We start from the raw sequence: 20967 nt of genomic DNA, 5'->3' as shown, positions 1-20967 counted from the left end.
TTAATTAGGCCTACGCCATGGTTAACAATAAACTGATTATGACGTGTTTATAAAACATTAATACCGGGTCACAGATCCGGATATTAATATCTATTACTACTATACTTATCAGATATTTTAATAGTACGTTAACGTTACCGGCAAACTCGCTGTATAGAGCCCTGCAGGAATACTTCCAGAATGAGGCGTAACTTTAGCTATTAGCGAGGCATCAAATTCTTTGTTACTTACAAGATATGGTGCTTTAGTCAATGATACAGGTGTTCCAAATTGAACTTCCGCCCCACCTTTTTTCCAATTAAGTGTAATATCAATCATACTATTGCTGGTCGTAATTTTCGATGAACTCCCTCCTGTTAATGTAATTTCAAATTTTGAAACACTTCCTGCACAACTAACGACAATGGGAACTTCAACAGTATTGTTATCAGAAAATACTCCCGCAGTTGTGACAACAGGAAGTTGAACTGTGGTGGGTAATCCTTGCCCATTATTAATAGTGCATTGTGGATTTGTTACCGTCATTGCAATCGGCAAGCTTGCACTTGCCGTTTGTGCGGCAATGACATTATTACCCCAAAGGTGAACCAGGGTACTCAATGCAATAAGGATGTATTTGCAGAAATAATTAATCATAGCTAACCTCGACAGTCAAACTGGTTGCTATATTGCCACTTTGTATTATTTGCTCAGGTACTTTCTTCGGTAAAAGTCTAAACTGTCCCAATGTCACATTACTTGATTGTTCCTGAGCATTAAGTTGCAACGATGTATTGTAATTAAGATTGGTAAAGTCAGAAGCTGCATTCTTTTTCCACGATAAAGCCAGCCCAACACCAGATAGTCCGGTTTTCATGATGTTTGAGTCGCTGGTAGAAACACCATCCTTTGGTACAAATTTTACCGATACACCGCTGGCAGGCCAACTACATTGCATTGCCAGTGACACTATCTGTGGAGAAATACTCCCCGCTTCAATCTCATCAATACGTACTCCGCCAAAATTCACATTTGCAGGTGTTAACGTTAATGCACAGGTGTTTAATGCCATCGTCGCTGTGATGTTTACTCTATTTGAAATGGTGTATGACCCATAACTACTACAGCAAATTAATGACATAGAATAAATTAACACTTTCCATTTCCTCATAAATATCATCCTTTACATATATGTCGCAGTAATTGTTAAATACGTTGAAATTTTCCCTGTGGGATAAGTTGATGCTGGTAATACTTTTATTCTTAAGCTAATTGTATTGTAAACATCATTAGTTACGGGAGCATACACTTGGATACTTTTATTAAGCTGAGGAGGAGTTTCCTTCCCTTGATTATATTGCACTAACTGAAAATTTAGTTTCTTACCATCAGTAGCTGTGGCACTAAATGTGGCTTGGTTGGCATTAATAACATTTTCAGGATCAAAACGTAAATTAAAACCATTCACTGCGAGCGCTTTGTTAACGCAGTTCCAGGACACAGTAACCGATTGATAGAGATTTCCTTTATTAATCTCAATAGGTGATATAGTACCAAAATCTAAATTAACTGGTGTTGTTGCCATCGAACAACTACCTAAGTGCATAATTTTATGTGTTAAAGTTGCAGGATTTGCTGTTACCACCACATTAACATTCGTTCCTTTGACATTCCCTTGGGAAGGGGCCGGCAAAGTAAATGTTCGTGTGGAATTATTCCGCCGCCAATACTCATCAGTCAGTGTTAAAACAAGTTTCCCCACTGTGCCAGACCAGGTATCACCGCCGTTTAATTCTTTAGTAGTCTTTAACCCATTCCCCAAACAGGTAAATCCTTCAAGACGCCAGACAACGCCAGGGATAGTCGTAGTTAAAATACCATTACTACAGGTTCCTCCACTGGTAACAGGTAAGACCAAATAGCTTTTTCTATTCATAGTGGTTGTTTCGATGTAATCGCCACCGCATGAGAAATTTTGTGATACATTTGCAACTAATGCGGCAACGGGCCCATTCTGCGTAGAATTATAAGTTTTGTAATTTGTAGTTGCACTATCATATTCAAGAGTAATTCTACCACTAGAGCAATCCACCGAAGCGAGTACATGTGGCGAGATAAAAAATAACGCAAAAACAAGAAATAACAATCGCTGCATAATATTATTCTCCTGGGTGCCATTTTAGGCTAAAGTTTATATTCTCGGTCTACACCATAATCATCAAAAGCGATAATAGAAATATCTTTCCCAGAAAGCTTGCTACCTAAGGATACTTTCTCAAAAGGTGCAAAAGCAGCAATTTTATTTTTGACGTCTTCGCTAAGTTTCACATCCCGACCATTTTGCTTTACGTTTATCACTGCAAAATAATATGGAGAGTTATTAAATAAAACCGTGTTATTTCCTTCATTGATGAGCTTGATATTTTTCTCTGCACCTTCCCTACCATCTTTTAATGACTCAGGTCGATAAATCATCTTAACCTGAGTATGTAATGCTATGGCAAGAGAGTTTGTTCCCTCTTTCGGTGCTTTAGGGATTTCCTGGACGTTGACCCAAAACAGTGATTCTTTATCTTTGGGTAAACTGTCATTAATTTTTAGGACACGTAAAATTTGTTTATGTCCACCGGAAACCTTGAAAAAGGTCGGGCTGGGTGCAAAGTAAACGTTCTGATCTCCTGTATTTGCGTTATCGATCCAGATTTGTCCACCATACTCTTGAGAAGATTCATTATTTACCTGGACTGAAATGTTGTCTTTATCGCCCGCAAAAATATAACGCGTACTGTTGAGAACAAAGGCAGCATGGCTATTAAAGCTGGTCAGCAGCAAAGCCAATACTGGCATGAGTTTTATTTTTTTGATTACATTGTTACTCACAGTGGATCTCCTGAGTTTGGTCATAGTTTTTCTTCAGTAATTGCGTATTAAATTGACACTGATCAAGCGAAATAACACCTTCATCGCGTTCTTCAAGGTTCATCAACAAAATCCCACCGTTATTTACATAACCCACTTCTTTACCCTGCGTATTCTTTGCAATGCTCCCCATAGGGACGACATAACCGTTTTTCCCATAGAGTTTAACTACATAAGTATTGATTTTCTTAAATTTTACTTTTTTATAAATGATAGCATTTTCCGTTGGAGTCACATTAATCGCATTATCTGTAAGCTCAACATTTTTCGGTAATTTTTCAGCATTAACAGAAATTGTATTATTGTTATAAGCTGTAAGAGGAATTACCGCCCGTCCGTATTTATCTCCAGGCAAGGAGCCATTAAACATAACTCCTGGTACATCTTTCATCTGCACGATGGCCAGTTGATCATTTTTTACTGGGGTAAAAATTATCCCACCTTCTGGCACACCAATAACACTACCACCCAACTGGAGTGAGGTAGAGGTATTTTTCCCTGTTTGTGAATAAGTTGCTGATGTCTGCATCCAGTCAAATAAATAGGAGGCGGAAAGTGTGCCACCGGTAGTTTCACGAGTCTGGTTAACTGACGCATTATAACTCAGCCTTTGGCTAATCATTCCTGATACCCCAGTATTCATACTGATACCAGTACGTCGATCATAGTTAACATTCGAAAAACTATAATGTGTTTTATCAAACAGACTCAATGGCACGCTTAATGACAAACCAACATTATAGTCAGCATCCATATTTTGCAGTCTGGAATAACCGCCGTTCAGTGTCATTGTTATTTGGTCAAAGCTTTTTGTCAGACTTAAGTTAGCACCAACCTCATTATAATTATCCCAGTAATCTTCCTTCCACGCCGAGAGGTTTAAAAACATACCTTTTTCTGGTAGCTGGTAGGTAATGATTGACTCATAGCGTTGCTTAGGCCTGTTTTTTATAAAACTATATGAGTTATAGGTAAAATCAGCATAGTCAATATAATTTTCTGAATTAAAACGGTAACCAATAAGCTGTAAATTTGCATTATCACCAAGCGCTTTAGCATATTTTAACGACGTGCTATACCCTTTCAGATTCTTACCATTATGGTATTTCGCTTGTGATAAGTTGCCACTAAAAGACATGGCACCAAACCAGCCAAAAGAGCGAATTAACCCTAAACCAATATTGTTATAATTTTTGTCCAGCAATAAAGAACTATTGAGCGTAAAAGGTTCGAAACCATAGTCATAACTCATTTGTGCAAACAGGCTGTCTTTATCCCATTCGCCATTATCCTGGTTAACTTTGCTACCCATGGCGAGGGCGTAGTTATACGTTCCTGGCCTTAATAAATTAGGCAACACTGCGACAGGGAAACGCTGTTCACGAACAGAGCCATCCTCTTCATAGATTTTCATGATCAAATCGCCAGAGTAAACGCCGTTAAGATCGTTGATCACAAATGGCCCCGGAGGAACGACAATAGATTTTAAGGTATAACCACTCTGCTCAATGGTTACCCTGGCGTGGGTTCGCGCAATACCATTAATTACCGGCGAATAAGCACGCGAATTCCACGGATACATATCCTGATTCGATTTAAGCTGAGCGCCGTAAAAGGTAAAACCATCGTTCAAAGAGTTATAAAGCTGTGTCTTGCCCAGTTGCAGATCGGATTTCAGTGATTTGATTGCCCGCGTCAGTAACAGATTATTCGTATCAAAATTTTCACCCTGGTAAGCGTACCCTCTACCCAGCAGCACCCATTCACCCAAGTTCACCTGGCCATCAATACTGCTATAGGTGGTTCTTTCCTGGTTGCTATTTTTTGCGGTATTAACGTCATAAGCGATTTTAAAACCGTTACTACCATAGTCCCATACACCGCCATCTTTTGCCGCGTCCTGGAAGCCTGCCTGTGGCAAATCAATAGATACTTCTTGCAAAGATTGATCAAACGCGACTTTACTGTTCTTCTCATTACCCAGCAAATAGCACTGACGTGCAGCATTATAAACATTTTCATAAAAGTCTTTATTAATAATAATACCGTTTTCAGTTAGCCATTCATCAGAGAGACATATCCCTTCGACATCCTCTTTTGTGATGCTCATCTCGGTAGATGACGCGATTTTAGAACCATTGAAGATAACATCAACAACGTATTTACCCGGTACGTTTCCTTTATTGCTATTTAAAACACCAGGAATATCTTTACTCCCCCCACGAATAAAGCTGAAGTTGAACTCTTCGGCAAGAGCACCTTTCGATAGTAAATGAAAAATAATAGCGGCAATAAATATTTCTTTTTTCATTATTTTCCCTTGCCATAAACACCAGATAATAAGAAGGGAGAAGATTAATCCTCCCTTCCTTCACTCATATATTATTTATAAGCAACAATATAACTTGCTGATGCACTGAATGGACCAGCTGTCAGAGCCCCTGTTGCTGGTCGCATCATTTTTGCTGCATAGTCGAATGACTTAATACCACCTGTTACGTTGTAATCAAAAGAGGTATTTCCTTGTTTCACAATATTGTTAGGGTTTTGTGCTGTTGAGTTACTAGCAGTTAAAACCATAGTGGCGTTAGTACCATTAACGGCAGCATTAGACAAACCAGTTGAAGTTAAAGTTGGAGAAGACCAGGTCAAAGTTGCATTAGTTTTAGAAAGACAAGTCTGCTCCGCGGGAACTAATTTGAATGTAGCTGCAGTACCATCAGTTGTTGCGGTGCTAGAAAGAACCCCCAAATCAACACTGGAGATATCACCACCAGCGCTATCCTTTACAGCAAGATTACAAGTAGCAGTAGAAACTGCTCCCGTAAAATTAACAGTACCACTGTTTGCAGCCATTGCAGTAGAAGTCATCCCAAGTACAGCAAGAATAGCTGAACCTAAAACCAATTTTTTCATTTAATGCTCCTTAAAGCCTTTAAAGAATTGTTAGTCCCAAATTCGGTTAGTCCTAAATTTGCTCATGCCCAGAAGTTCATGAACGACGCAAAATTACCTTGCACAAGAAAAGTTGGTCAACAATAAAACTCTACCATCGTGTTTTTATATCGATTTGTTCTACTTAGTTATTACATTCAAAATCAATTTCAACTTTCATTATGGATATTTTTATTTTTAAAGTTATTGATAAAACCCCTTCATTTAAACACGAACATTTTTATTTATTATTGATTTATTCTTATTATTTACCTAAAAATGGAATATTTTGATAATGGAAATTTAAAATATATGGATAGCTTAGCAACGTAAATAAAACAGTCGCGACACACCTATAGTAAAAGAGTCTCTGTCATTTGATGACAGAAAGTCTTCTTCTATTGGAAAAGAGAGTATTTGATGAAAAATATTCCATTCGCTGTGAACACATTTCCATTATAATAATGAATATCCTCAACCAGATTAACAAAATGAAACAACCATGTACTGCAAAATGGTTATAGATCAATCATATAAATACTTACGATAATGAGCGCTCCTGGGGTTCTCAATTCCAGTAAAACTGATTGTTATTATTTTACTGATTGATTAGTTCTAGTTTTTTATCAAATTTTGATATTTTTAATGTGGATATTAAAAATTATTTATTTTATAGTTGCCGCATAATATAAAAGATAATATTTTAGGATGTGCATGGATCTTGTCTTTATACTTTCAAGTGATAATAATTTTTTCAATTATGGAATGAGGTTGATATCTAATATTAACAGAACATTTCGATGCATAGATTTTACAGAGATCAATGACATAATCAGAACTGATTTTGATGCAGATGAGATTTATCTTGTTTGTGACATCAAAAATTATTATGAATATAGTCTTCTGTTATCCAGAAAATCGATAACGTGTATTAATACTAGAAACATTAGAATACATAATAATTCTATCTATGTGGATAAAAAGAAAACATCGGTGATTGAAACAATAAATTCCTTAAACAATATTGAAATGGAGATTTTATACCTTTTCTATTTTCATGGTAAGAATGTGCGGGAGATTGCCAAAATAACCAATCTCTCAAAAGAGAAAATCTATTACCGAGTTAATCGCATCAAAGTCAAGTTGGGGATGAAAACAACCAGGAAATTACCAACATTATTAAGAGCTTTTTTTAATCAAACAATTGAGACTTAATATTGACTCGTTAATTACGCATAATTTCATCACGATAATATTATTATCCTTATAGTGATTACATCCATTCTGCATGTAATTCATTGTTTGTATTAATTATTTACCAGCCTGTTCAAAATTTACTCACGTTAAATTTTCGAGTTTACATAACTTAATAACTCATGGAATTATATATATACAAAGCATGAGGTGGCTTTATGAATAGTCGAGTTACTTGGACAAAGCTTGACATCTCCGTCAATAGGAATATTGATAATAATCATACACTTGTGTTAAAAAAAATACGCTTTTATAACAGTGCAATGATTTTTATCAGAAATGCACAATTAATCATTAAAACAAAAGATGGGGATATTATTAATATCTCTCCAGGCTCTTTGTGTTATATAGAAAAGAACCTTGTCATTGATGCAACATTAAAAGTGCTTGGAAGTGGCTTACCCTATGATATTTATACGATTGATAGCGATATATTAAGTAGCGTCTGTAAGGTCATGGAACCAATTTTGTCAGGCCAACATTTAGTCAGCCAGGTAAGAAAAAGAATATTTTTTTATAAACTGGAAGAAACAGATAAAGAGATTTTTAGACGCCTAATGAATGATGATTCACCACCACACAGGCAAGTTTATAAAATAACCTATTTACTTTCCAGAATCCATGAAATTGAACCTCTTGCTTATTCATTATCAGTTTCAACAGATATCACTTTTACAGAAAAAATCAAAAAGATCATCGAGTCAGATTTATCAAGAGCATGGAGGTTGATTGATCTTAGGGATATCCTGCATATGTCAGAAGTTTCAATTCGGAAAAAACTTGAAAGAGAAAACAATAACTTTAATGCGTTGGTGTTAGATATCAGAATGCAGCATGCGGCGAAGATGATTACATCCACTGAAAAGCATATCAATAGGATTTCGTATGATGTTGGATATACAAGCACATCTTATTTCATTCGAAACTTCAAAAGTTACTTTGGTATTACACCGAAACAGTTTTCTCTCAAGGTAAAAAGAAAAAATTAAATGTCCACTTTCTGGTATCAGGGGAGCGTTTATATGCTCAGTGGACTAGACAAAAAGGACACGAGTTTCGCAGGCCGAACAGCGAATACTCATGTCCTGTATTTGCAACTTTTTTAGCTCTCAACCACATTTATGCGACTCAATACCCAACATTCAATGATCCAAATAAAGATAATGCATCCAACTGGTCATTCTCAGCAGCACCTTACGCATCACCGAAACATGGCTGAAATGGTCGGAGTAAACCGCCACCTGGGCGTAGATACCATCAGGTAAAGCATCGATATCAGCGTTAGGGTCCAGTTCGATGGTTCCCAGCACACCGTCAGTTCCAGGCACGACCGTTAATGATTGCAGTACCCCCTGCGCCTGGTACGAACCTCCAGGCACCACCGGCAAGATACTGGTCAGTTTGCCGTGGAATACCTGCCCCGGCAGCGCGTTAAATACCACTTCCGCATCATCGCCGGGTTTCAGACGCAACAGCGAGTTTTGCCGGAACTGGGCGACAATTTGCCGTTTTTGCTCAGGGATAAAGACCATCACCGGACGCAGCGGCAAAGCTGCCGCGTAAGTGCCTGGACGGATTAGCACCTGAGTAACATAGCCATTGCTCGGTGCACGAATAATGGTCTGCTCAAGGTTATATTTCGCTTCGGTAAGTTGCGCCCTTAAGCTGACAATCTGCGACTGCTCGCCGTTGACCATGCTGTCGAGTTGGCTCTGGATCTGCGCCTGCTCCGCCACGGAACCTTTCACCAGCGCATCCTGGGCGAGAAAATTTTGCCGCGCGTCGTCGATGTCACGTTCCGAAAACGGATTCACCGCCGCCTGGCTACCTTTCAGGTAACGTTGATAATTTTTAAACAGCCGGTCGCGCTCCGCTGAAACCTGAGTGGTGTTAGCCTGCGCTTCAGTGAGCTGCGCTTGCAGCGTCTTAATATTATGTGTCGCCGTCATCAGGTCGGCCTGAAGTCGGTCTACCCGCGCCTGATAACGCACCGGGTCGAGCTTAAAAAGCACCTCGCCCTTTTGAATAAGCTGATTATTTTTGTCCGTGACTTCAGTAACAATCCCTGTGACCTGGGGCGTGATGGGGATGGCAATCACCGCCTTTTGCGCCATAAAGGTGTAGGGATGGTTATAGTTCATCAATAAAATCAAACCACTCACCAGAAACACGCCACCGAGCGCCGCCGTCGCCAGCGTCCACTGATTCACCGGAATACGGAAGATTTTAAATATCACCCACGCCAGCGCCACGTAAGTTAAGACAATCAACAGATCCATGATTAGATCTCCGGAAACGTGGAGTAGTCAGGTTTTTTCTCAGTAGCGAGTTGCTGCTCCAGCCGGGAGATGCGATCAGAAAGCGCGGCAATTTCTGGGTCAGGCGTTTTCTCTTGCGGTGTAATATGCGACTGCATCCCCCAGCCGCGCTCCGGTTGGTAAAGCGTGGCCCAGATCCACAGGAACGGCCAGATAATGTGGAGTGTAAATAAGCTGACCCACCCTGCGGTATGAATGGCGTCGGCATGAGGATGGTTGCGTTTTTTGGCAATCAAATAGGGGATGTCATGTATCGCGATGATTCCATAAAAAATCACCAGAAAGACGAAAATCAGCACTCCCAACGCGAAATAGTTTAGAAACATAGCTGCCTCGGATTCACGCTTATCAGAGTTGTTATGGGCTGGCAGCCAGATGGGCGTCGGGCTGATTATTTGACAATAATCCGGGTTTGCGATTCTCGCCATCACACCGAAGAGTAATTTTAAGCGGTGATGAGTTACTCAGTGACATAACGGCCTTAAGGCAGAGCCAGAACATGCCGTAGATCACACCGGGTGAACGACTTAAGAAAATATCTTGTGATTTAGATCACAAAAATTCAACAAACCATCAAAGGAAAAACGTGACAAACCTCACATTTAAATGCCATTTTTAGCGAAAATCACCGCCTTGTTGTTTTTTTACACAAGTATTTTGTGATGAATATCACGTCAATTACCTCTCTACCCCCTATATTTATGTGATTGATATCACACAAAAGACCGTCGACTGGACAGTTAACCGATTCAGTGCCAGATTTCGCAGTATCTACAAGGTCCGGCTACCTCTGCCGCCACATTAACAAAAAACCTCGGGCTTCCAGCCTGCGCGACAGCAAACATAAGAAGGGGTGTTTTTATGTCATCCGATATTAAGATCAAAGTGCAAAGCTTTGGTCGTTTCCTCAGCAACATGGTGATGCCAAATATCGGCGCGTTTATCGCGTGGGGTATCATCACCGCGTTATTTATTCCAACAGGGTGGTTACCGAACGAAACGCTGGCGAAGCTGGTCGGGCCGATGATCACTTATCTCCTGCCGCTGCTGATCGGTTATACCGGTGGTAAGTTGGTAGGTGGTGAACGTGGCGGCGTGGTCGGTGCTATCACCACCATGGGCGTTATCGTCGGCGCAGATATGCCGATGTTCCTCGGTTCTATGATTGCAGGCCCGCTGGGCGGCTGGTGCATTAAGCATTTCGACCGCTGGGTAGATGGTAAGATCAAATCCGGTTTTGAGATGCTGGTGAACAACTTCTCTGCCGGTATCATGGGGATGATCCTCGCGATTCTGGCATTCATGGGGATTGGTCCGCTGGTTGAAGCCCTGTCTAAAATGCTGGCTGCGGGCGTTAACTTCATGGTTGTCCATGACATGCTGCCGCTGGCGTCTATCTTTGTTGAACCGGCGAAAATCCTGTTCCTTAACAACGCCATTAACCACGGTATCTTCTCGCCGCTGGGTATTCAGCAGTCCCATGAGATGGGCAAATCCATCTTCTTCCTGATTGAAGCAAACCCGGGTCCGGGTATGGGCGTTCTGCTGGCGTACATGTTCTTTGGTCGTGGTAGCGCTAAACAGTCTGCGGGCGGTGCGGCAATCATCCACTTCCTGGGCGGTATCCACGAAATCTACTTCCCGTATGTGCTGATGAATCCGCGTCTGATCCTCGCCGTTATCCTCGGCGGTATGACTGGCGTGTTTACGCTGACTATTCTGGGCGGTGGTCTGGTTTCTCCGGCATCTCCGGGTTCTATCCTCGCGGTACTGGCGATGACGCCAAAAGGTGCTTACTTCGCTAACATCGCGGGTGTATGTGCGGCAATGGCGGTTTCCTTCGTTGTCTCTGCCATTCTGCTGAAAACCAGCAAAGTGAAAGAGGAAGACGATATTGAAGCGGCAACTCGCCGTATGCAGGACATGAAAGCTGAGGCTAAAGGCGCGTCTCCGCTGTCTGCTGGTGATGTGACTAACGACCTGAGCCACGTGCGTAAAATCATCGTTGCCTGTGACGCTGGTATGGGTTCCAGTGCAATGGGCGCAGGTGTGCTGCGTAAGAAAATTCAGGATGCCGGTCTGTCACAGATTTCCGTCACTAACAGCGCGATCAATAACCTGCCGCCAGATGTGGACCTCGTCATCACTCACCGTGATCTGACCGAGCGCGCTATGCGTCAGGTTCCGCAGGCTCAGCATATTTCGCTGACTAACTTCCTCGACAGTGGCCTGTACACCAGCCTGACCGAACGTCTGGTTGCTGCCCAGCGCCATACTGAAAACGAAGAGAAAGTGAAAGACAGCCTGAAAGACAGCTTTGACGATTCTAACGCCAACCTGTTCAAACTGGGCGCGGAGAACATCTTCCTCGGTCGTAAAGCGGCAACTAAAGAAGAAGCTATTCGCTTTGCTGGCGAACAACTGGTGAAAGGCGGTTACGTTGAGCCGGAATACGTACAGGCAATGCTGGATCGTGAAAAACTGACCCCGACCTATCTGGGTGAGTCTATCGCCGTGCCGCACGGTACGGTTGAAGCGAAAGATCGCGTGCTGAAAACTGGCGTCGTGTTCTGTCAGTATCCGGAAGGCGTGCGCTTCGGTGAAGAAGAAGATGACATTGCCCGTCTGGTGATTGGTATTGCTGCCCGTAACAACGAGCACATTCAGGTTATCACCAGCCTGACCAACGCGCTGGATGATGAGTCCGTCATTGAGCGTCTGGCACACACCACCAGCGTGGATGAAGTGCTGGAACTGTTGGCTGGTCGTAAGTAACCCATTCCCACCCTCTCCACATGGAGAAGGTGGGGCTAATTGCCTGATGCGCTACGCTTATCAGGCCTACAAAACAAAGTGCAATTTATTGAATTTGCTCGTTCTTGTAGGCCGGATAAAGCGTTTACGCCGCATCCGGCAATATCTCGGCCCCTCTCCTCATGGAGAGGGTTTGGGTGAGGGAAATGCCTCACCCCAGCCCTCTCGGGTAAAAACATTGATGAAGGTTAATACTATGAAAGCATTACATTTTGGCGCAGGTAACATCGGTCGTGGCTTTATCGGTAAACTGCTGGCTGATGCGGGTATTCAACTGACATTTGCCGATGTCAATCAGGTGGTACTTGATGCCCTGAATGCCCGTCATAGCTACCAGGTTCATGTGGTCGGTGAAACCGAGCAGGTCGATACCGTTTCCGGCGTTGATGCCGTCAGCAGTATTGGTGATGACGTGGTGGATTTAATCGCTCAGGTCGATTTAGTCACTACCGCCGTTGGCCCGGTCGTGCTGGAACGAATTGCTCCGGCGATTGCTAAAGGGCTGGTGAAACGCAAAGAACAAGGTAATGCATCCCCACTGAACATCATCGCGTGTGAAAACATGGTTCGCGGCACCACTCAGTTGAAAGGCCATGTAATGAATGCCCTGCCGGAAGAAGCAAAAGCGTGGGTTGAAGAACACGTTGGCTTTGTCGATTCCGCCGTTGACCGCATCGTGCCGCCTTCTGCTTCTGCAACCAACGATCCGCTGGAAGTGACGGTAGAAACCTTCAGCGAATGGATTGTCGATAAAACTCAATTCAAAGGCGCGCTGCCAAACATCCCAGGTATGGAGCTAACCGACAACCTGATGGCATTTGTTGAGCGTAAACTCTTCACCCTGAATACGGGCCATGCTATAACCGCGTACCTCGGAAAACTGGCGGGTCATCAGACCATTCGTGACGCAATTCTCGATGAGAAAATCCGTGCGGTGGTAAAAGGTGCGATGGAAGAAAGCGGCGCGGTGCTAATCAAGCGCTACGGTTTTGATGCTGATAAACATGCTGCGTATATCCAGAAAATCCTCGGCCGTTTTGAAAACCCGTATCTGAAAGATGATGTGGAGCGTGTAGGCCGTCAGCCGCTGCGTAAACTGAGCGCCGGAGATCGTCTGGTAAAACCGCTGCTGGGTACGCTGGAGTACGGTTTACCGCACAAAAACCTGATTCAGGGTATTGCTGCCGCCATGCACTTCCGCAGTGAAGAAGATCCACAGGCTCAGGAACTGGCTGCGCTGATTGCCGACAAAGGGCCGCAGGCTGCGCTGGCACAGATTTCCGGGCTTGATGCCAACAGCGAGGTTGTCACAGAAGCGGTAACCGCTTATAACGCAATGCAATAATGGTGGACCAGGCGCAGGGGTCCCTGCGCCCGAATAACAGATTGTCAGATATGCAGGCAACAATGGAACAAACCCAGGCCTTTGAAAACCGTGTGCTTGAGCGTCTGAATGCTGGCAAAACCGTGCGAAGCTTTCTGATTACCGCCGTCGATCTCCTGACCGAGGCGGTGAATCTTCTGGTGCTTCAGGTATTCCGCAAAGACGATTACGCGGTGAAGTATGCTGTAGAACCGTTACTCGACGGCAATGGCCCGCTGGGCGATCTGTCCGTGCGCTTAAAGCTGATTTATGGGCTTGGCGTAATCAGTCGCCATGAATACGAAGATGCGGAACTGTTGATGGCACTGCGGGAAGAGCTGAACCACGACGGCAACGAGTACGCGTTTACCGATGATGAAATTCTTGGGCCATTTGGCGAACTGCATTGCGTGGCGGCGCTACCACCGCCGCCACAGTTTGAACCAGCAGACTCCAGTTTGTACGCGATGCAAGTTCAACGCTATCAACAAGCTGTGCGATCAACAATGGTCCTTTCACTGACAGAGCTGATTTCCAAAATCAGCTTAAAAAAAGCCTTTCAAAAGTAAGCAATGCTCGCTTACTGCTGCCCCTCTACCTGCTTCGGTCGATAAAGCCGACGATAATATTCCAGGCGTTGGAGATATAACGGCACGCTTTCCTCAGGTATATCGGACGGGATCGCGTTACGAGGGGGAAGTTTATTCAGATACTCCCGGAACGCCTGGCTTGATGCCATGAAATCTACGGCTTTATCGATAAAAAGCGGAACGTTTTCACCTATTTTGCCCATCATAATATCTCCGAATTACCCCGCGCCGGGAATGCGCGGCCGCCAATTTTAGTTTAGATCCCGGTAAAAATGGCATTAAGGAAAACGTGCGAAATCTACAACGTTTGTCCTTGCTTGCTTATTACTTTTTATTAATCAATAAATTACATTCTTTTCTGAACGCAAAATTGGTTACCCAGAAAAACTATTACAATACCATCGGTTGTGAACAAAGCACCCCGTCACGCATACTAGGACTATAAATTTATCTTTATCAGAAGCCATCACATGAAAGAAGTCGAAAAAAACGAAATTAAACGTCTTAGCGATCGCCTGGACGCCATCCGTCACCAACAGGCCGACCTGTCGCTGGTTGAAGCCGCAGACAAATATGCCGAACTGGAAAAAGAGAAAGCCACGCTGGAAGCTGAAATTGCTCGTCTGCGTGACGTTCACAGCCAAAAACTCAGCAAAGAAGCACAAAAGCTGATGAAAATGCCTTTCCAGCGTGCGATTACTAAAAAAGAGCAAGCGGACATGGGCAAACTGAAGAAGAGTGTTCGTGGGCTGGTGGTAGTGCACCCAATGACCGAGCTGGGCCGTGAAATGGGCCTGCAAGAGATGACAGGGTTCTCAAAGATCGCGTTTTAAGTTCCTTTCTGGTCGCTGTAATCACAGCCTCTCACGATTTACTCGCTCCTGCTGGCACATGCAGGAGCATGTACCTCTCATCGAATTCGATGTCTTTCTTAACATAAAATATCCCAGTTTCCCCACTAGTTTGAGTGATTTTTGCAGGCTAAAATCTGAAAATGCGTTGCGCAATAACGTACTATATATAAATCATAGTAATAAATCGTCGTATAATGACGCGTAATTATTTATATTTTTCCATCAGCATAGCAAACCTCATCACAAAACATCATTTATATGAATATAAAACTTCCCTATTCCCGTCAGCCTAAAATCCTGAACATTTGACATTGATTAATATCGCTCATTAAAATCCGTGCGATTAATATTGTTCGCTACAAAATGAAATCATTCGTCATTTAATGACATGTTCGCGATACCAATTATTTCAAAACTCTTCCATAAATTTTTATTGCGAATACATACACCACAAACATTCATCAAAAAAATGTTTGTGGTGTAATTATCAACATATTGGGATTATGAAAAGGAATTCACCCTGTGAACATAAAAAAAACACTTTTAAACGTGTTAACAATATTGTCATTCTGTGCATTAACAGGCTGTGATTATATTGAAAAAGCGAACCTGATCGATGATTTAACCAAACAGCAAGAGTTGCAAAAAAGTAAAATAGAGGCGCTTGAGAAACAACAAGAGCAATACAACCACAAAATAGAACTATTTGAAAAACAACAGAATAATATCACAAACAGCACCAAAACACTTGCCAACATCGTAAGGGCTGTCAAAAACAAACAGGACGAATTTGTCTTCACTGAATTTAACCCAGCACAAACACAATACTTCATTTTAAATAACGGCTCAGTCGGTTTAGCAGGACGTATACTGTCTATTGATGCCGTAGAGAATGGCAGCGTTATTCGGATTTCGCTGGTTAACCTGTTAAGCATTCCCGTATCAAATATTGGCTTCCATGCTACATGGGGTAATGAAAAACCCACTGATGCCAAAGCCCTGGCGAAATGGCAGCAATTACTTTTCAACACCACTATGAATTCCACTCTTCAATTAATACCTGGTCAATGGCAAGACATTAATCTGACATTAAAAGGCGTTTCGCCTAATAACCTGAAGTATCTGAAGTTGTCCATCAATATGACCAATCTTCAGTTCGGCATCATTCAACCTGCTGAAACTCGGCAACGAAAAAGCAAAAAATAAATGCGGCTTCTGCGCTTATATCAAGGAATAGAGAGCATCAATAATGAACAAAATCTTTAAAGTTATCTGGAACCCGGCGACGGGCAGTTATAGCGTTGCCAGCGAAACGGCAAAAAGCCGTGGGAAGAAGAGCGGGCGCAGTAAGCTGTTAGTTTCTGCATTGGTTGTCGGTGGGTTGTTGTCGTCGTTTGAGACCAGCGCAGGAAATCAGGCGGGTACAGGTGTTGATACATTACCTAGTTCGATAGGTAATATTTGGATTGCAATTGGTGAAGGTTCTCAAGCATCAACAGATGCAGTTCAAAAATCTTCTATTGCAATTGGTCCTAAGGCTAATGCGCTAGCTTCAGGAGCAACAGCTATCGGCTATAACAGTTTTGCAGGGAATTGGGCTCTGGCTCTAGGACTAGCCACGAATGCATCAGGCGACAGATCGACAGCAATGGGTAACTCTGCAACAGCCAGTGGCCAATTTTCTTTGGCTCTCGGCGGGGGAACTACATCAACTGGTCAAGCTTCCATTGTAGTGGGAAGAGAATCGTCCGCAATAAACGACTACGCTACTGCGGTTGGCTACAAATCTAATGCAAATGGATTATATAGCCTTGCAATAGGTATGGAGACTCAAGCCACCGGAAATGACAGCCTCGCATTAGGCAGAAAAGCACTCACCAGCGCAGCAAACGCGATTGCTATGGGTGCTGAGAGCGAAGCCGCTGAAAATGCTACCGCTATTGGTAATAAAGCGCATGCAAAAGGGGAGAATAGCATCGCGATGGGCCCCGGAAGCCTTGCCAACAATGCTAATTCTATAGCACTGGGTAACGGCAGCCAGTCTCTGGCTGATAGCACAATCACCATAGGTCAAGGCAGCAAAACTAATGGCACTGATGCTATCGTTCTGGGTAATGGTAGCCAGTCGAGCGGCTTAAGCTCTATTGCCTTAGGTAATGCCAGTGTTGTAACTGGCGATAATAGTATTGCACTTGGTAGTAATACCAGTGTCAACGGAATTAACGCCGTCGCGCTGGGGGCTGGTTCGATTGCAGATCTGGACGATAGTGTTTCTGTCGGCAATGACTCATTAAAACGCAAGATCGTAAATGTGAAAAATGGCACGATCAAATCTGACAGTCACGATGCCATTAATGGTTCACAGCTTTATGCGATCAGCGATTCGGTAGCTAAAAGACTTGGTGGAGGCGCATCGGTAAATGTTGACGACGGTACAGTTAAAGCCCCCGCCTACAATTTAAAAAATGGTAACAAAAATAACGTTGGCGATGCGCTTACTGTACTTGATGAAAACACCCTGCAATGGGACCAAACCCGAAGCAAATACAGCGCTGCTCATGGTAGCTCAACTACCAGTGTAATTACCGATGTTGCAAATGGCACGATTTCAGACACCAGTAAAGATGCGATTAACGGTTCACAACTGAAAACCACCAACGATAATGTAACCACCAACACCACCAACATCACCAACCTGACTGATGATGTCGCGGATATCAACACCGCAATCACGGGCCTGGAAGATGATGCCCTGCAGTGGAATGGTACGGCGTTCAGTGCCAAACACGGCACTAACACCACCAGCAAAATCACCAACGTCATGGCCGGTGACCTGTCAGACACCAGCACCGATGCCGTCAACGGCGCTCAACTGAAAACGACAAACGATAACGTTGCCACCAACACCACCAACATCACCAACCTGACCAATGATGTCGCGGATATCAACACCACAATCACAGGCCTGGAAGATGATGCCCTGCAGTGGAATGGCACGGCATTCAGCGCCAAACACGGCACTAACACCACCAGCAAAATCACCAACGTCATGGCCGGTGACCTGTCAGACACCAGCACCGATGCCGTCAACGGCTCGCAACTGAAAACGACAAACGATAACGTTGCCACCAACACCACCAACATCACCAACCTGACCAATGATGTCGCGGATATCAATACCACAATCACGGGCCTGGAAGATGATGCCCTGCAGTGGAATGGTACGGCGTTCAGTGCCAAACACGGCACCAGCACCACCAACAAAATCACCAACGTTGCAATAGGTGACATCAATGCCAACAGTACCGACGCGATTAACGGCTCTCAACTCTACAGCTTAAGCAGTTCCGTCGCGACGTACCTGGGTGGCAATGCCGCAGTTGATGCCAGCGGTGCGTTAACCGGACCAACATATAATATTGACGGAACCGATTACAGTAACGTTGGCGATGCCCTGAACGCGATTAATACATCGATGGGTAATTCACTTGGTGATGCCCTGCTTTGGGACAGTCAAACCGGGGCATTTAGCGCCAGCCATAGTGGCAGCGCCAGCCAAATAACGAATGTAGCGGCAGGTGCGGTTGACGCAACCAGCAGCGATGCCGTAAACGGCTCGCAACTCTACACCATGAGTAACTCTGTCGCTGATGCTCTGGGAGGCGGTTCTACGGTGAATACAGATGGCAGCATCAGCGCGCCATCATACACAATTGCGAATGCCGATTACGATAATGTGGGCGACGCTCTGGACGCGATCGACTCAACTCTCGATGATGCCCTGCTCTGGGATGCAACCGCAGGTAACAATGGCGCATTCAACGCCAGCCACAACGGCAGTGCCAGTGTAATTACTAACGTGGCAGACGGTCTGGTTGATGCTAACAGCAACGATGCAGTCAACGGTTCTCAGTTGTACGCCACAAATATGATGATCAACAACTTTGCCGGCGATACCAGCAATACCTATACAGAAAAAAACGGCACAGGTATTAACTATATTCGTACAAATGACACCGGTTTAACCTTCCACGATGCCAGCGCCACAGGCATTGGATCTACCGCTGTCGGTTATAACTCCGTTGCTTCTGGTGCCAGTAGCATCGCGATTGGCCAGGACAGCAGTAGCACTATTGATACCGGCATTGCAATAGGTAGCAACTCCGTTTCTGACCGTGTCATTGTGAAGAGTTCTCGTTCTACCAGCGTGACGAAAAATGGTGTGGTGATTGGTTATGACACCACGGATGGTGAACTGCTGGGTGCCTTGTCGATTGGCGACGATGGTAAATATCGTCAAATCATTAACATTGCCGATGGTTCAGAAGCACATGACGCCGTTACCGTACGTCAATTGCAGAACGCTATTGGCGCTGTAGCGACCACACCAACCAAATATTTCCACGCCAATTCAACAGCAGAAGATTCGCTGGCCGTAGGAACTGACTCCCTGGCAATAGGGGCGAAAACAGCCGTTAATGCTGACGCTGGTATTGGCATAGGTCTGAATACGCTAGTACTGACCGATGCAATCAACGGTATTGCTATCGGTAGTAATGCACGCGTAAATCATGCGGATAGCATTGCGATAGGTAATGGTTCTCAGACTACCCGTGGTGCTCAAAGCAACTACACCGCTTACAACATGAACGCGCCACAAAATTCTGTGGGTGAGTTTTCTGTTGGCAGTGGACAGGGTCAGCGTCAGATCACTAACGTCGCGGCGGGTTCGGCTGATACCGATGCCGTCAACGTTGGGCAGTTGAAAGTCACGGATGCACGTGTGGAGCAAAATACCCAGAGCATTACCAACCTCAACACTCAGGTAACAAATCTGGATACCCGCGTCACCAATATCGAAAATGGTATTGGTGATATCGTAACCACCGGTAGTACCAAATATTTCAAAGCCAACACCACTGGCGCAGATGCCAATGCCCAGGGTACAGATAGCGTCGCGATTGGTTCCGGCTCTATTGCTGCCGCTGACAACAGCGTTGCACTGGGTACGGGCTCTGTGGCAGACGAAGAAAATACGATCTCTGTCGGTTCTTCTACTAATCAGCGTCGTATCACCAACGTAGCCGCCGGTAAAAATGCTACCGACGCCGTTAACGTTGCGCAGTTGAAATCTTCTGAAGCCGGCAGCGTTCGCTACGACACTAAATCTGACGGTTCTGTTGACTACAGCAGCATTACACTCGGGGGTGGCAATGGCGGCACAACACGTATTAGCAACGTTTCCGCTGGCGTGGAAAACAACGATGCGGTGAACTACGCGCAGTTGAAGCAAAGCGTGCAGGAAACGAAGCAATACACCGATCAGCGCATGGTTGAGATGGATCACAAACTGTCTAAAACTGAAAGCAAGCTGAGCGGTGGTATCGCTTCGGCAATGGCGATGACTGGTCTGCCTCAGGCCTACACGCCAGGTGCCAGCATGGCTTCTATTGGTGGCGGTACTTATAACGGTGAATCGGCTGTTGCTTTAGGTGTATCGATGGTGAGTGCCAACGGTCGTTGGGTCTACAAATTACAAGGTAGTACCAATAGCCAGGGCGAATACTCCGCCGCACTCGGTGCCGGTATTCAGTGGTAATTATCCATTAACGAATGGGTAAACCCTGATGCGCTACGCTTATCCGGCCTACAGGAGGATTCCACAAATTCCTGTAGGCCGGATAAGGCGTTCACGCCGCATCCGGCAAAATAAGGTGCACCAGGTCAACAATCTGCGGGCAATTCTCTGATGAGGATTGCCCTTTTCTTTACCAGACACCTTCCTCCCCCCAAATTGGCCCTACCAATTCTTCCCTTATCTGGCCTCTGGTTCACAGTTCATCAATTCAAACTCACATTAACGTTGCCATTGCATAACATTTAGTTAACCATTCGTTGTCATTATCCCTACACAACAAAATTGGCAGTGCCACTTTTACACA

17 protein-coding genes are annotated in these 20967 nt (G+C 44.2%); 8 read left to right on the top strand and 9 right to left on the bottom strand.

The genetic code is table 11. The features are described 5' to 3' along the window. Window positions 1–117: 117 nt before the first annotated feature. The 6 genes from ESM_RS1000000126240 to ESM_RS0103980 form a co-directional block, all read right to left on the bottom strand. Window positions 118–636, bottom strand: a complete 519-nt coding sequence (locus tag ESM_RS1000000126240) for a fimbrial protein (protein WP_071985536.1) — start codon at window positions 634–636, stop codon at window positions 118–120. Continuing rightward, a complete protein-coding gene (locus ESM_RS0104000) occupies window positions 629–1150 on the bottom strand; it encodes a fimbrial protein (protein WP_001233593.1) in 522 nt (173 codons plus the stop codon). Before ESM_RS0104000 ends, ESM_RS1000000126240 begins: the two co-directional genes overlap by 8 nt. Before the next feature lie 12 nt (window positions 1151–1162). Next, on the bottom strand, window positions 1163–2134 hold the full coding sequence (locus ESM_RS0103995; RefSeq protein ID WP_001189352.1) for a fimbrial protein: 972 nt from the start codon (window positions 2132–2134) through the stop codon (window positions 1163–1165). A 29-nt stretch (window positions 2135–2163) separates the two neighbouring features. Next, window positions 2164–2826, bottom strand: coding sequence for a fimbrial chaperone (locus tag ESM_RS0103990; RefSeq protein WP_085947957.1), 663 nt, complete (start codon window positions 2824–2826; stop codon window positions 2164–2166). A 25-nt stretch (window positions 2827–2851) separates the two neighbouring features. Next, window positions 2852–5209: a PefC/AfrB family outer membrane usher protein gene (gene pefC, locus ESM_RS0103985; protein WP_000711476.1), complete on the bottom strand. Its 2358-nt coding sequence runs from the start codon at window positions 5207–5209 to the stop codon at window positions 2852–2854. 71 nt (window positions 5210–5280) lie between these two features. Next, window positions 5281–5814: a fimbrial protein gene (locus tag ESM_RS0103980; protein WP_000737576.1), complete on the bottom strand. Its 534-nt coding sequence runs from the start codon at window positions 5812–5814 to the stop codon at window positions 5281–5283. 726 nt (window positions 5815–6540) lie between these two features. Between ESM_RS0103980 and ESM_RS1000000129360 the strand changes: the two genes are divergently transcribed. Beyond that, entirely contained in the window at window positions 6541–7047 is a 507-nt protein-coding gene (locus tag ESM_RS1000000129360; protein WP_000335896.1) for a sigma factor-like helix-turn-helix DNA-binding protein, read from the top strand. A 197-nt stretch (window positions 7048–7244) separates the two neighbouring features. Beyond that, window positions 7245–8075: a helix-turn-helix domain-containing protein gene (locus ESM_RS0103970; protein ID WP_001088753.1), complete on the top strand. Its 831-nt coding sequence runs from the start codon at window positions 7245–7247 to the stop codon at window positions 8073–8075. A 153-nt stretch (window positions 8076–8228) separates the two neighbouring features. Here ESM_RS0103970 and ESM_RS0103965 read toward each other — a convergent pair whose 3' ends face one another. After that, window positions 8229–9365, bottom strand: coding sequence for an HlyD family secretion protein (locus ESM_RS0103965; protein ID WP_000364961.1), 1137 nt, complete (start codon window positions 9363–9365; stop codon window positions 8229–8231). A 2-nt stretch (window positions 9366–9367) separates the two neighbouring features. After that, on the bottom strand, window positions 9368–9730 hold the full coding sequence (locus ESM_RS0103960; protein WP_000479615.1) for a DUF3302 domain-containing protein: 363 nt from the start codon (window positions 9728–9730) through the stop codon (window positions 9368–9370). A 535-nt stretch (window positions 9731–10265) separates the two neighbouring features. Between ESM_RS0103960 and mtlA the strand changes: the two genes are divergently transcribed. From mtlA to mtlR, 3 genes are all read left to right on the top strand, one after another. Next, complete coding sequence (mtlA, locus tag ESM_RS0103955) at window positions 10266–12179, top strand: PTS mannitol transporter subunit IICBA (RefSeq protein ID WP_000093278.1); 1914 nt, start codon at window positions 10266–10268, stop codon at window positions 12177–12179. Window positions 12180–12414: 235 nt separating this feature from the next. After that, window positions 12415–13563 carry a mannitol-1-phosphate 5-dehydrogenase gene (gene mtlD, locus ESM_RS0103950; protein WP_000645402.1) on the top strand — a complete coding sequence of 383 codons (1149 nt, stop codon included), beginning with the start codon at window positions 12415–12417 and terminating at the stop codon, window positions 13561–13563. Beyond that, window positions 13563–14150, top strand: a complete 588-nt coding sequence (gene mtlR / locus ESM_RS0103945) for a mannitol operon repressor MtlR (RefSeq protein ID WP_000228285.1) — start codon at window positions 13563–13565, stop codon at window positions 14148–14150. The genes mtlD and mtlR overlap by 1 nt, the downstream gene beginning before the upstream one ends. 11 nt (window positions 14151–14161) lie before the next feature. On the opposite strand, the gene yibT is transcribed toward mtlR, so the two are convergent. Then, window positions 14162–14374, bottom strand: coding sequence for a protein YibT (gene yibT, locus ESM_RS0103940; RefSeq protein ID WP_010376448.1), 213 nt, complete (start codon window positions 14372–14374; stop codon window positions 14162–14164). Between the two features lie 267 nt (window positions 14375–14641). Here yibT and ESM_RS0103935 point away from each other — a divergent pair, with 267 nt between their 5' ends. From ESM_RS0103935 to ESM_RS0103925, 3 genes are all read left to right on the top strand, one after another. Further along, entirely contained in the window at window positions 14642–15004 is a 363-nt protein-coding gene (locus ESM_RS0103935) for a YibL family ribosome-associated protein (protein WP_000665670.1), read from the top strand. 543 nt (window positions 15005–15547) lie between these two features. After that, entirely contained in the window at window positions 15548–16231 is a 684-nt protein-coding gene (locus tag ESM_RS0103930; RefSeq protein WP_001022263.1) for a DUF3251 domain-containing protein, read from the top strand. A 43-nt stretch (window positions 16232–16274) separates the two neighbouring features. Then, the gene (locus tag ESM_RS0103925) at window positions 16275–20624 is read left to right on the top strand and encodes a YadA-like family protein (protein WP_001033284.1); all 4350 of its coding nucleotides are present in this window, start codon (window positions 16275–16277) and stop codon (window positions 20622–20624) included. Window positions 20625–20967: the final 343 nt, after the last annotated feature.

This window comes from Escherichia sp. TW09308, assembly GCF_000208565.1.
GTDB lineage: Bacteria > Pseudomonadota > Gammaproteobacteria > Enterobacterales > Enterobacteriaceae > Escherichia > Escherichia marmotae.
Note: the sequence above shows the minus strand (reverse complement) of the source record. Positions and strands in the feature narration are given on the sequence as shown.